The organism is Thalassotalea montiporae (assembly GCF_053485855.1).
The window spans coordinates 742960-755207 of sequence record NZ_JBQRUO010000001.1 but is presented as its reverse complement, the minus strand read 5'-3'; the positions used below and the strand labels follow the sequence as shown (position 1 = coordinate 755207).

Annotated in this window: 14 protein-coding genes; 2 read left to right on the top strand and 12 right to left on the bottom strand. The window is 42.3% G+C overall.

Translation table 11 applies throughout. The annotated features are described in order from the left end of the window. Positions 1-111 precede the first annotated feature (111 nt). Together ACSLUR_RS03255 and ACSLUR_RS03250 are read left to right on the top strand one after the other, a co-directional pair. Positions 112-708 (top strand): type II secretion system protein, encoded by a 597-nt coding sequence (locus ACSLUR_RS03255; RefSeq protein WP_448551754.1) that lies wholly within the window; start codon positions 112-114, stop codon positions 706-708. A gap of 321 nt (positions 709-1029) precedes the next feature. Continuing rightward, positions 1030-1794, top strand: coding sequence for a substrate-binding periplasmic protein (locus ACSLUR_RS03250; RefSeq protein WP_448551752.1), 765 nt, complete (start codon positions 1030-1032; stop codon positions 1792-1794). Positions 1795-2071: 277 nt separating this feature from the next. Here ACSLUR_RS03250 and ACSLUR_RS03245 read toward each other — a convergent pair whose 3' ends face one another. From ACSLUR_RS03245 to ffh, 12 genes are all read right to left on the bottom strand, one after another. Next, on the bottom strand, positions 2072-2890 hold the full coding sequence (locus tag ACSLUR_RS03245) for an SDR family oxidoreductase (RefSeq protein WP_448551750.1): 819 nt from the start codon (positions 2888-2890) through the stop codon (positions 2072-2074). Positions 2891-2916: 26 nt separating this feature from the next. Next, the gene (locus tag ACSLUR_RS03240) at positions 2917-3633 is read right to left on the bottom strand and encodes an enoyl-CoA hydratase/isomerase family protein (protein WP_115999308.1); all 717 of its coding nucleotides are present in this window, start codon (positions 3631-3633) and stop codon (positions 2917-2919) included. Between the two features lie 270 nt (positions 3634-3903). Further along, complete coding sequence (locus ACSLUR_RS03235; protein WP_448551747.1) at positions 3904-4875, bottom strand: fumarylacetoacetate hydrolase family protein; 972 nt, start codon at positions 4873-4875, stop codon at positions 3904-3906. 306 nt (positions 4876-5181) lie between these two features. Further along, positions 5182-6231 (bottom strand): AraC family transcriptional regulator, encoded by a 1050-nt coding sequence (locus ACSLUR_RS03230; RefSeq protein WP_448551745.1) that lies wholly within the window; start codon positions 6229-6231, stop codon positions 5182-5184. 304 nt (positions 6232-6535) lie between these two features. Beyond that, positions 6536-6820, bottom strand: coding sequence for an SCP2 sterol-binding domain-containing protein (locus ACSLUR_RS03225; protein ID WP_115999305.1), 285 nt, complete (start codon positions 6818-6820; stop codon positions 6536-6538). Between the two features lie 33 nt (positions 6821-6853). Beyond that, on the bottom strand, positions 6854-7717 hold the full coding sequence (locus ACSLUR_RS03220) for a TauD/TfdA dioxygenase family protein (protein WP_448551742.1): 864 nt from the start codon (positions 7715-7717) through the stop codon (positions 6854-6856). 300 nt (positions 7718-8017) lie between these two features. Next, a complete protein-coding gene (gene rplS, locus ACSLUR_RS03215) occupies positions 8018-8371 on the bottom strand; it encodes a 50S ribosomal protein L19 (protein ID WP_115999303.1) in 354 nt (117 codons plus the stop codon). A gap of 12 nt (positions 8372-8383) precedes the next feature. Then, a complete protein-coding gene (trmD, locus tag ACSLUR_RS03210; protein ID WP_448552973.1) occupies positions 8384-9157 on the bottom strand; it encodes a tRNA (guanosine(37)-N1)-methyltransferase TrmD in 774 nt (257 codons plus the stop codon). Between the two features lie 18 nt (positions 9158-9175). Next, entirely contained in the window at positions 9176-9697 is a 522-nt protein-coding gene (gene rimM, locus ACSLUR_RS03205; RefSeq protein WP_116002289.1) for a ribosome maturation factor RimM, read from the bottom strand. Between the two features lie 37 nt (positions 9698-9734). Continuing rightward, entirely contained in the window at positions 9735-9983 is a 249-nt protein-coding gene (gene rpsP / locus ACSLUR_RS03200; protein ID WP_044835858.1) for a 30S ribosomal protein S16, read from the bottom strand. A 232-nt stretch (positions 9984-10215) separates the two neighbouring features. Continuing rightward, positions 10216-10455: a hypothetical protein gene (locus ACSLUR_RS03195; RefSeq protein WP_115999301.1), complete on the bottom strand. Its 240-nt coding sequence runs from the start codon at positions 10453-10455 to the stop codon at positions 10216-10218. Between the two features lie 260 nt (positions 10456-10715). After that, positions 10716-12107 (bottom strand): signal recognition particle protein, encoded by a 1392-nt coding sequence (gene ffh, locus ACSLUR_RS03190; protein ID WP_448551739.1) that lies wholly within the window; start codon positions 12105-12107, stop codon positions 10716-10718. Positions 12108-12248: the final 141 nt, after the last annotated feature.

The following is a 12248-nucleotide window of genomic DNA, read 5'->3' as shown; positions in this document are numbered from 1 at the left end:
TGGACTACATCTTGTTACAGGCCTGTCATTGATGAATAAGCGAGCTATCTGCTACGCTCACATTCTAGGGAAGAATTGTCGTAACACCTGAGCTGTAGAAAGGAAAAAATAATGGAATCATACTCATATCGTCGTTTTCGTGGTTTCACATTAATAGAACTTGTTGCCGTTATTCTGATACTTGGAATTTTAGCCACAGTTGCACTTCCAAGGTTTATCAACCTACAAACCGATGCCCGTAACAGCACGTTAATGGCGGTAAAAGGGCAAATTGAGTCTCAAGCGAATTTAGTTTTTTCACAGTTAGCAGTGGTAGGTCTAGCTGACCGAAACCCTGCTAGAACTGACCCAGTGACTGGTGGCGGTTACTTCGGTAATGAACCAGCTAACAACCCTTTCAATAATATTTGTGGGCAAGATTGCTACTTTATTTACGGCACACCTTCAGCTTCAGCGACAACGATTCCTTCACTAATTGAGAACATAGGCCAAGACCAAGAATTTGTCTTTGCGGGTTACCATAGTAACGATTGGGTAGCGCAAGGGGTGACGGGTACAAATGTTGTGGCGACGTTTTCTTTTAGAGACAATGTGAACATTGCTGCTCAGCCAGGCCAAAATAGCCTTAAATCTGACAATTGCTATATCTGGTACTCAGGTGCAAGGGCTGATCGCAGTTATAAAGCAGGGGTTGTTCCTTGTGAGTAAAAACTCACAGCAATTCAGTACCTAATGTTTTTCTAGCTCACTTTTTACATATTTTTGTATAAATGCCAAATCTTTGTGATGTTTGGTAACTCAAGAAATTTAGCGTGCTTGTAACTAGATAACAGTAATCTACCTAACGACAAAATGAGAACTTCAATTCAATTGAATTTGACAGTGTGAAAGTTTCGACTAACTTGCTATATAGGGAATAATAATAACCTTAATGCGCTTATTCGTTCGTCACTCTCCTTTTCACGCCTTTTCATGACAAGAATGCGTATCACTAGGTATAAAACTCAACCTTTGTTTTAGGGAAGCTAAGTGGTTAATAAATTCTTTCTTGTAACAGCATTAGTACTTTTTTGTTGCAGTGCGACTGCTCATGAAAAGCTAGTGCTTCGCAGCGCGGTATCACCCGACTTTATTGACGGCCTGCATGCAAAGTATCTCAATTATATTGCCGAAAATTTAATGATGAAAATCGACATTAAACCGCTGTCGTTTTCACGTCGATTACGCGCTTTGCAAAACGGTGAACTGGATATATTAGTCGGTTTGCAGGACTCTGCTGAACAGCAAGAAAACCTTATTTATATCGATCCGCCCTACCAAATCTTAGCCTCAACATTTTTTGTTCGTGCCCCAGAAAAATCTTCCCTGACAAATTACCAGGATCTAACTTCTAAACGTATTGCAATCACCGCTCAAGTTGCCTATTTCGATGAATTTGATAACGATGAGTCACTAGCTAAAGTAAAGGTTGATTCTTTGGAGCAGAAGATAAAATTGCTGATCAATCATCGCGTCGACACTTTTATTCACAATTACGACAGCACTTTAGTTAACTTAAAAATATTAGCGCTTAGCGATCAGGTAAAGCCAGCCATTTACCAACCTACAGATAAGCGAAAATACTATTTTGCGATAAGTCGACGTTCTCAATTAATGCCTCACTTGGATCAACTTATGCGCGTGATTGAGAAAGGCGTTGCCAATGGCGCATTTATTGAGATTCGCGAGCAACATTACCGAGATTTGGCACTTCAAGCTAAACCAACAGATTCATTAGCCATTGCTTTTAAGTAGCGACGTTAATTTACAAACGCAGATATAAACGTTAGCGGCAGGCCTTGGCATTATTTTCTGTTTTTGATTTTGAATTTGAATTTGATTTTGATTTTGATTTTGATTTTGATTGTCTTACCACACTTTGCTCAGCGACAACTTGTCGAAGTAAATGAGCATTATAAGCACGAGAAAAGTGAAAAGTAGGCAATGAAAAATGGAAACTAGCCACAACAGTAACTAGTTTCCATTAATGGATATCGTCTTTAGCTAAATGACGATGGTAATAACTGAATGCTTAACTAGCATTCTGATCAAGCATCTCTGATAGGTTGGCCATCAACCAAGTAGCACCAGACTGACTCCAACCGCCATCAACAGGTAAAATAGCACCTGAAATATAGCCCGCTTGGTCACTGCCTAACATACCTGCCGCATTGGCAATATCATCGGGCGTTCCTTGACGGCCAAGCGGAACCGATTTATCACACATTGCTTTTAATTCTGGCGTTGGTGTTAAGCGCTCCATCCCTTCCGTTCCAGCGATCGGCCCAGGCACAATTGAGTTAATACGGATGCCATCTTGCCCCCACTCCATCGCTAAGCTGCGTGTCACCATATCCACACCAGCTTTTGCTGAACAAACATGAGTTTGATGCATCATAGGTAGAAAAGCTTGCGGGGCAGAAATATTGATTACGCTTGCGCCAGGCTTACGCAAATATTGATGGCTTGCTTTCATCACATGAAAGGTGCCCATGAGATCGATTTCAACCACAGAGCGGACCGCATTCACTGACATGTCGTTAACACGTGCCGGGAAGTTACCTGCGGCACCAGAAACCAACACATCGATGTCGCCACCAAAAAAATCAACTACTTGAGCAAAGCCTGCGCTCACATCATCCGCGTTGCGCACATCAAAAGTCACCCCAAAAGCGTCTGCGCCTAAGGCTTGCAGTTGCTCCACCGCTGCATCTACTTTTTCTTGCTTACGCGAGGCTACCGCGATTTTCGCTCCCCAGCGCGCAAAAGCAAGGGCAACCCCCAAGTTAATGCCACTGGTACCACCAACAACAAAAACGTTTTTACCTTGATAGTTAAATTCGATACTCATTTTATTATCCTTTTTAAAAGCTGGTGCTAAACCATCAACTGTAGATTATCAATCAATGGTTTGTTTTCTTGGTCAATGACCGCAATAATCTCTTTGTGCAAACGCTTTTTATGCTCGCCAAATATTGCGCGTTTTTTATCAAAACCTTGCGCGAACGCTAGTGCTTTAGCTTGCAAATCTTCATTGTCATCACAGGCTTGCTCAATCACATGGTCGCTAGCCAATTCTGGTGCACCGACGCGGCGACCAGTCAGTTTCATCTCATTAAAGCGATAGTAAGGCATGGCCTTTTTCACAAATGCGATCATGCCGGGTAAAAACGGTATTGATAGATCAACTTCTGGAAAGCAGAAAAATCCACGGTCTGAACGCATAAATCTAAAGTCACAGGCACACGATAAAATTGCGCCATTGCCAAATGCATGACCATTAATGGCGGCGATAACAGGGATTGGAAACAGCAAGAGTGTTTTAAATACTTCATCCATATCGTACATAAACGTTTGGATTTGGGCATATTGCTTTTGCTGCATTGCAGGCATTAGCCAGTCAGTATCAATGCCTAAACTCCAGCTCTTTTCATCGCTTGAGCTAATGATCAGCGCCTTGTGGTTTTCATTTGCTAGCACAGCACTTAGCTGTGCCTTCATTTCTGCTGCGAACGCTGGGTTATGGCGATTCTCACCATTATTCATAGTAAGAATCGCAACGCTACCATTGGTTTCTAGTGTTGTTAAACTCATTAGGATCACTCTGTTATACGTTTTTAAATAATCATTCTAACGAGTTAAACAAGCGACGCAAACATTGAAAAATAGCACTAACAAGCTATTCCCGCCCACTGTATTTCTCAGTCACTGATATTGGCAAATGCACAGACACACTCAAGGTACTGATAATTTACAGGTTCAGAGAAGTTAAAGGTATTGATACGCCTAGAGTCCTGAGTAGACAGCTACAACAGGGGAAAGCAATAACTTTCACCCAGTTAACATAGGCACTGTTGACCTTAATTACTGATTAACAATAGTGTTGCGTTGAGTACCTAAATCAATTTTGCCATCGTCACTGACAATGCGTGCTTCAATATAATCGCCCGCTTTAAGGTACTCAGGGTTTTTAGCTTGTTTGCCGACAAAGGCTTTCCATTTAACCGCTTCAGGCAATAAACCAAGCAGTTTAACAATCGCTTTAGGTGGCACAGATAGCGCACAACCGCCTGGTGAGCCAGTAAAAATCATATCCCCGGGTGCTAGGTCTTCTATTTGAGAGAGCTCAGTTAGGGTTTCATGAGGCTTGTAAATCATATTGCTACTATGATCTTGCTGTTTAAGCTCGCCATTGACCGTTAACGTCAAGTTCAGTTGCTCAAGGTATTTCGTTTCATCATCGCTAAGCAGACATAAATAAGGTCCTGTTGGACAAAACGTTCGATAGCTCTTGCCTTTATAAAACTGTACTTGTGGAATTTGAATGTCACGTGCAGTAACGTCGTGAACCATAACTACACCGGCGATATACTGATGAATATTGTCGCGCGTTACCGTTACTGACTTTTGGATGTCAGCGCCAATAACAACAGCTAACTCGACCTCGTAGTCAAGCAATTTAACGTGGCTTGGCTTGATAATATCTGACGCAGGGCCGGTAATGCTGGCATCTGATTTATGAAATAGTGTGTTGTAGTCTTTAGCATGTGGATCCATCCCAGTTTCAACGCGAGCAGCAGGATAGTTTGAGCCTTGGCATAAAATACGACACGGTTTAGTAATTGGCGACAGAACTTCTACTTCTGCTTCATCGAGCAATTTGTCTTGGTATTCCGTTAAATTATTTTGCATTTTAAAGGCCAGCTCTCGACCATCACGCAAAAAAGACTGGGTATCAGGGCTGTCTACATCAATATCGTATAGGCCATTGTCCCAAACGGCCCAACCGAATTTTCCTGATGTTGTATTTTTGTATCTAGCAATATGACAGGGCATAGTATTTCTCTTTTATTTTAGTATTCATACCAATTTCAATAAATACTTGATCATTCTGGCTGGTTAAAACGCCCATAAACTACGTTGTTATTTTTGAAATTAGAACAACTAGTTAACAAAAATAACGCCTTGCCTAAATGGATGTAGGTACTTAGGTTTTGCTGGGAGCATAAAACCTGTGTTTATGAACCTTTTTCCTACGCCATAATCGTTCAACTAATTAATTCAATTGGTATTATTGATATTTGTAGTTGTTGCTTGTAACGGTTACCAATAAGTAAAGTGCTTAATGGTGCTTACTACTGGCTAATGCTGAACTTCGCTATCTTTTACTAACGGCTTAGGTTGTGCCGCCCTCATCTGCGCAGGCGATACTCCCCACCACTTTTTAAAGGCTCTTAAAAAGCTCGCAGACTCAGAATAATCCAGCCTAGTTGCGACTACTTTGACTGGCAACGAAGCCGCGAGGAGTAACTCCTTTGCCAGCGTCATCTTGGTGTCCATCACCACAGCCTTGAAGTTATGGTTTTCTTCCTGCAACCGTCTTTTTAATGTGCGGTCACTGATAAACAAGGAGTGAGCGACGTCAGTTAACTTAGGCGAAAAATTCTTTTCTTGTAGAATGTAATTGCGAACTTTTTGTGCGAAGCCACCAAATTTGTTGGTTTCGTTAAGAATGCGCTGACACTCACTGAGAAAATGATTGTGAGCAATGGGATCGGTATTAGTAACGGGTAAATCAAGTAGTTCTTTCGAGGCGATTAGCGCGTAAAAGGGTTGATTGCCCCTGACTTTCAAACCAGAAATTGCAGTCAACTCTTGCTCATAAAGAGGGTCTGAAAACGGTAACTGAAGTTCAAAGTCAGACATGTCATAATCAGGACTCATCTCGCGCAGAAAACGCAGCGTCATATAAAAGTAACGCTCAAAGGTAAATCGGTGAATCGCCGCAGGCAAATGTTCCATATCGAGTATAAAGGCAACACGGCCGAGGCTTTCTCGAAAACTCACCCGAGAAAGTAGAATAGACACCTCAGAAAAGCTCGCCATCGCCTCTAAAGCGGAGCGCACGGTTGGGCTTGTTAATATTGCTAACCCCAAAACCCCAAAGTTGGTGACATCTAATGCCTGTGCAGCTTTTACCCCATAACCCGCCTGTTTAGGCAGCACTTCAACGGCTCTTGCAATAACTTCAATTTCAGTTTGATTAGGGATATCAACATCTGCATTTAGCATTTGATTGATGTCTATCCCTGTATCACCAAAACACTGTGCTAAGTCTATGCCATTCGTTTCTAAAATATTGGCAATTGCTTGAATAGTCAGATTGGCTCGTCTGTTATCTTTCCACGACATAGCAGTTCTGTTTACCTCAAGGTTTAGTCAGGTTGGTCAGCAGTTTAAGCTAAAGTATCAATGCGCCTAAGCCAATCAAGCTAAAGCGTTTGGCATAACGAGGGAAGTATGTGTTATTTGATGAATATTTACTGTAAACATCAAGTATTGCTGATTAAACAAAGAACGTTTTGTTACCAACGAATATTAAGGTTTGAGCCCGTTTACAAAAGCACTAAACAAAACCGTAACGTGCTTTTCTAAACTTGCTCAAACCTTAAATTGATAGCTCAAAGCAAACGGCGCTAAATGCGCCGTATATCAATTAAAATAGGCCTTGAACGCTAACAGCAACCGATGTATCGCCTTCAACTTCAACATCGCCTTCCATTACCGCGCTCATCGCATCGGTTTCACCAGCCATGATCTCTTTCATGGTATCAAGTGACATGGTGATTGTGCACGACGCATCTTTGTCTTCGGCAACTACTTCTTTGTTGTGAACGTGAATAACACTCGCATCACCAATTTTAAATTTAACCGATGACGGGAAGCCACCAAACTTGTCAACAGCAGGGATTAGAGCGTCAATTAATTCTTGTGTAGTCATTGTTGTAACCTTAATTCTTCTTTCTAATTGATATTATGATAACGAGAATGGACGACCGTCTTTCTCTGAGATTGTTGTGCGATGCAATTCGCGGCGGTAACCTTCGTAGCCACCCGTTGCTTTATGTAATACACTGCGGTTATCCCACATCACCAACATGTCCTTTTCCCATTTATGAGCATAAACGAATTGCTCTTGAACTTGCCAGCGCTGCAGCTCCATAATCAGGCTCATTGCTTCTTTTTGCGGCATGTCTGAAACACCAATAATGTAGGCGATTGCTGAGCCATATATTGACTCTTTGCCACTTACCGGGTGTTTAAGGATAAATGGATGCGTTTCTTGCTCTAATGCTTCATCAGAGGCAATCACTTCCATACTCTTGCTCTTGTACTTATCGCCGTAAGAGCCTTTTTTCGAGTAACCCATTTTCGCTGAATGAATCGCTAACTGCCCTTCTAAACGACTGCGCAGTTCTTCCGGCATTTCCTCTAATGCCAAAACTTGGTTAGCAAACAAAGTATCACCGCCGACTGGTGGTATTTCGATGCTGTACAAGCAAGTTGCAAATGGAGGGTTCGATTTAAACGTCCAGTCTGCATGCCAAATCTCTGCAAAGATTGCTGCGGTTTCGTCAGCTTCACGCTGAATCGCAATCATATGCTCACGACCTGGAAGCGACTTAACAAAGGGATCTATCGCCAGATCACCAAATGATGCAGATACACGCTCTAAGTCGTCATCTGATAATTTTTGATCACGGAAAATAATAACGTGGTGTTCGCCCCAAGCTTGGCGAATTTCTTCAATCTGCTCATCACTCAAAGGCTGAGTTAAATCGACGCCCCCGATGTATGCGCCACAAGCTTCACCCGTAGGGGTAACTGTAATGCCCATAATGCACTCCTGTTGTTCACTTTTTATAATAGTTGCTTAATTACCATAATAGAAAGTTAAATCACGAGACATGATAGATTAGGCCACACAATTGACACATCAGGCCAATCAGCACAGAAAAAAAACAAAAATAACGGGGAGATTTTGGCTTGTTGTATAGAGTGAAAATGCTATTGAGTATATGAATAGCGAATAGGTATTATGCTGTGAATAAAGGTGAGAATAAATATTGGCAATAAAAAACCCGAGCAGTGCTCGGGTTTTTTCTGGGGTATAAAAGTAATACTTTTAGAGTAAAAGTTACTTCTTCGCCAACTTCTCTTTGATACGCGCAGAACGGCCAGAGCGCTCACGTAAGTAGTAAAGTTTAGATTGACGAACATCACCGCGGCGTTTAACTGCAATAGAGTCAACTAATGGGCTATGTGTCTGGAATACACGCTCAACGCCTACACCGTTCGAAATCTTGCGAACAGTGAAAGCTGAATGTAAACCACGGTTTTTAATCGCGATAACAACACCTTCAAACGCTTGAAGACGCTCTTTATCACCTTCTTTAACTTTTACTTGTACAACAACTGTGTCACCTTGCGCGAACGCAGGTAAGTCAGTTTTCATTTGCTCTTGTTCAAGAGCTTTAATAATGTTACTCATAATTACCTCTTCCTAGGATTCACGGTCAGTTGCTTCACGCTTAATTTGCTTCAGCATTTCAGTCTGTTCTGCCGTCAGAGCTAGGTCAGTTAAAAGTTCTGGTCGCCTGTGCCAAGTTCTTTCCAGTGACTGAAACTGTCGCCATTGTCGAATATGTTCGTGATTACCACTTAACAACACCTTAGGTACCGCTTTCTCATTTTCAGAGCCAGCGTCTAATACTTCTGGTCTTGTGTAGTGTGGGCAATCAAGTAAACCATCAGAAAACGAGTCTTGCTCGGCTGATAGTTCATGCCCTAGCACGCCCGGAACAAACCTTGCGACTGCGTCAATTACATTCATCGCCGGCAGTTCACCGCCACTTAAAATGTAATCGCCCACTGACCATTCTTCGTCAATATCTGACTCGATGATCCGCTCGTCAATTCCTTCGTAACGCCCTGCCACAAAAATCAGGCAGTCGTCTTGTGCTAATTCACTCACGCCAACTTGGTCTAGTTTCCGGCCTTGTGGTGATAAGTAAATCACCTTAGCGTTACGCCCATCTGCTTGAGCTTTCGCTTTGGCAGCATGTATCGCATCGCGTAGCGGTTGCACCATCATCAACATGCCCGGTCCGCCGCCATAAGGTCGGTCGTCCACAGTGCGATGTTTATCATGGGTAAAGTCTCTTGGATTCCACGAATGAAATTCAATTAAGCCTTTACGAATCGCTCGGCCTGTCACCCCATACTGTGTAATGGCATCAAACATTTCTGGAAAGAGGCTAATCACCCCAATCCACATTTTGCTGCTTGTCACAGTTTAAAAACCTGGGTCCCAGTCAACACAAATTTGTTTCGTTTCATTGCTTACCGAGACAATGACTTGGTCAAAAATATACGGGATTAACCGCTCTTTTTTCCCAAAGCCGTCGTTGCGGTTCGCTTTAACAACCAGTACGTCGTTAGCGCCAGTTTCCATAATATCGGTGACTTCGCCTAGGTTATAACCTTTGTCGGTCACGACACTCATGCCAATTAAATCACGCCAGTAAAACTCACCTTCCGGCAACTCTGGTAATAGTGATTCATCAACAAATATTTCAGAATGTACTAAGCTTTGAGCTTGGTCGCGATCTTCCACATCTGCTAGCTTGGCAATTAAGCCGTTATTATGTTTGCGCCAATCAACAATTTCCGCTGATTGTTCTTTACCACCTAATTTTAATGACCAAGGTGAATAGTCAAAAATAGCTTGAGGATCTTCAGTAAAGCTGTGAACTTTTACCCAGCCCTTGATACCGTAAACTGCGCCTACTTTACCCAGGAGGATTTTTTCACTCATATCACTCACCAATACATCCTAAAACTTACTAACTTAATTAAGCAGCTGCTTGAGCGTCTTTAACTAACTTAGCCACACGATCAGATAGACCAGCACCTTGACCAACCCAGTGGTTGATACGATCTAGGTCTAAGCGTAATTTTTCAGCTTGACCTTGTGCTGTTGGGTTGAAGAAACCTACTTTCTCGATGAAACGACCATCGCGAGAGTTACGGCTATCTGCAACAACAACCTGATAGAATGGACGCTTCTTCGCGCCACCACGAGCTAAACGAATGGTAACCATACCGTCCTCTATATATTTAATGTTAAACGAATTTTCCAGACACTTTCTGTACAACCAATATTTCAGGCAGACAGAAAAGCTCGCGTATTCTACGCTTTTCTGGTGATATTGCAAGTGAATGCTAGCTTTGGCAGTGTTATTAGTTGTTAACCAAGTAATTGATGGTAATTTAAGTTTTCGATGAGAGGCTACTTCATGAACAAAAAGCTGAACCAACAAAAGTTTGTCACAGTTATTGGCTATCAGACTCTTTTTTCAGTTTGATCAATAAATCAATGTGGGGAATTAATTCTTCTATCTCTCTAATTTGCTCTCGCAGTGCCTGCCACTGCTCAAGCTCTAACTTACCTGAATCAAGAATAGCGTGCTTGATTTCACTGATCAGCGAATTATCTTTTTCCTGCTCAATAAAGTGATTGATATGAAGCAGCTTATCGAGCTCTGCCTGACTAATGATTTCTTTTTCTACCATTTGCTTATTGCTCTAGATATTGGTGAAAGTGCCGTAACGTACTGATTGAAGGTGGTAAAACTTGCACGCTTTTCCGATAGCACGCGATTTCTTTTTAAGCTCTTCTTTTTAGCTGTTCAGCTTAACTATTACTTTAAAATATAGCTCGCAACGCAGTTAGCCAAAAGAAAACGAGATAAAAATTATGTAGCTAAAAACAAAAAAGCCTAATTGCATATAACAATTAGGCTTTCATTTCCGCAAGCGTACTGTCTTGAGAATTAACGACCAAACATACCGCCGCCAAAGCCGCCACCGCCCATACCCGGTGGCATCATACCTTTCATACCGCGCATCATTTTCTGCATGCCGCCTTTACCCGACATCTTCTTCATCATTTTCTGCATTTGGGTAAATTGTTTTAGTAGCTTATTAACGTCTTGAATTTGCGTGCCAGAGCCGGCAGCAATACGGCGCTTACGTGAGCCTTTAATAATATCAGGGCGAGCGCGCTCTGCTGGCGTCATCGAGTTAATAATGGCTTCCATTTGCACGGTAATTTTGTCATCCATCTGACCTTTTACTTGCTCAGATAAATTCCCCATGCCCGGCAGCTTGTCCATCAAGCCCATCATGCCGCCCATGTTTTTCATTTGTACCAACTGTTCGCGGAAGTCTTCTAAGTCAAAACCTTTACCTGCTTTTACTTTCTTGGCAAGCTTCTCGGCTTTTTTCTTATCGACTTTTTGTTCAACTTCTTCGATAAGTGATAGCACATCACCCATACCAAGAATTCGTGAAGCAATGCGATCTGGGTGGAAAGGCTCTAATGCATCGGTTTTCTCACCAACACCTATAAATTTAATTGGCTTGCCTGTGATATGGCGAATTGACAGCGCCGCACCACCACGAGCATCACCATCAGTTTTGGTCAATACCACACCGGTTAGTGGCAAGGCATCGTTAAATGCTTTAGCGGTATTTGCCGCATCTTGACCTGTCATCGCGTCAACAGTGAATAAAGTTTCAACTGGTTTGATAGCGGCGTGTAATTCCTGAATCTCACCCATCATGTCTTCATCAACATGCAAGCGACCCGCGGTATCGACAATCAGTACATCAAAAAACTGGCGTTTAGCATGATCAATCGCTGCGTTGGCAATATCAATCGGCTTTTGTTTGATATCACTTGGGAAGAATTCAACACCAACTTCGCTAGCAAGTGTTTCAAGCTGCTTAATTGCCGCAGGTCGATATACGTCAGCACTAACAACAAGTACTTTTTTCTTTTCACGCTCTTTTAAGAATTTTGACAGCTTAGCAACCGAGGTTGTTTTACCTGCACCTTGCAAACCTGCCATTAAAACCACTGCTGGTGGCGCCGCTTTTAAATCAAGCGCTTCGTTCACTTCTCCCATCGCAGCTTCGAGCTCTGTGCGAACAATCTTAACGAAGACCTGACCCGGCGTTAGGCTTTTTGATACTTCCTGACCAACCGCACGCTCTTTCACTTTTTTAATAAAATCACGGATAACAGGTAAAGCAACATCAGCTTCTAGCAACGCCATGCGCACTTCGCGCAGGGTGTCTTTAATATTATCTTCGGTCAGACGACCGCGACCACTGATGTTTTTAAGCGTTTTGGTTAAACGATCGGAAAGATTCTCAAACATGGAAGTCTCAACAAGTGAATTAGGTGAAAAAATCTGACGCCATTATACGCGTTAAACAAGCAATTAAAATAATTCCCTACTTGTTTTGCGGAAAATAGCGTATGTAAAACCATTTATGATACGCTGGCGGACGTTAGCAAC

Bases quoted from the DNA above. Each gene is read 5' to 3' on its own strand.
- rplS (WP_115999303.1), bottom strand. From the start codon at position 8,371: ATGAGTAACATTATTAAAGCTCTTGAACAAGAGCAAATGAAAACTGAC.
- ACSLUR_RS03245 (WP_448551750.1), bottom strand. From the start codon at position 2,890: ATGAGTATCGAATTTAACTATCAAGGTAAAAACGTTTTTGTTGTTGGT.
- ACSLUR_RS03225 (WP_115999305.1), bottom strand. From the start codon at position 6,820: ATGACTACACAAGAATTAATTGACGCTCTAATCCCTGCTGTTGACAAG.
- ACSLUR_RS03195 (WP_115999301.1), bottom strand. From the start codon at position 10,455: ATGGTAGAAAAAGAAATCATTAGTCAGGCAGAGCTCGATAAGCTGCTT.
- rpsP (WP_044835858.1), bottom strand. From the start codon at position 9,983: ATGGTTACCATTCGTTTAGCTCGTGGTGGCGCGAAGAAGCGTCCATTC.
- ffh (WP_448551739.1), bottom strand. From the start codon at position 12,107: ATGTTTGAGAATCTTTCCGATCGTTTAACCAAAACGCTTAAAAACATC.
- trmD (WP_448552973.1), bottom strand. From the start codon at position 9,157: ATGTGGATTGGGGTGATTAGCCTCTTTCCAGAAATGTTTGATGCCATT.
- ACSLUR_RS03255 (WP_448551754.1), top strand. From the start codon at position 112: ATGGAATCATACTCATATCGTCGTTTTCGTGGTTTCACATTAATAGAA.
- ACSLUR_RS03230 (WP_448551745.1), bottom strand. From the start codon at position 6,231: ATGTCGTGGAAAGATAACAGACGAGCCAATCTGACTATTCAAGCAATT.
- ACSLUR_RS03220 (WP_448551742.1), bottom strand. From the start codon at position 7,717: ATGGGCATTACAGTTACCCCTACGGGTGAAGCTTGTGGCGCATACATC.
- ACSLUR_RS03235 (WP_448551747.1), bottom strand. From the start codon at position 4,875: ATGCCCTGTCATATTGCTAGATACAAAAATACAACATCAGGAAAATTC.
- ACSLUR_RS03240 (WP_115999308.1), bottom strand. From the start codon at position 3,633: ATGAGTTTAACAACACTAGAAACCAATGGTAGCGTTGCGATTCTTACT.
- rimM (WP_116002289.1), bottom strand. From the start codon at position 9,697: ATGAGTGAAAAAATCCTCCTGGGTAAAGTAGGCGCAGTTTACGGTATC.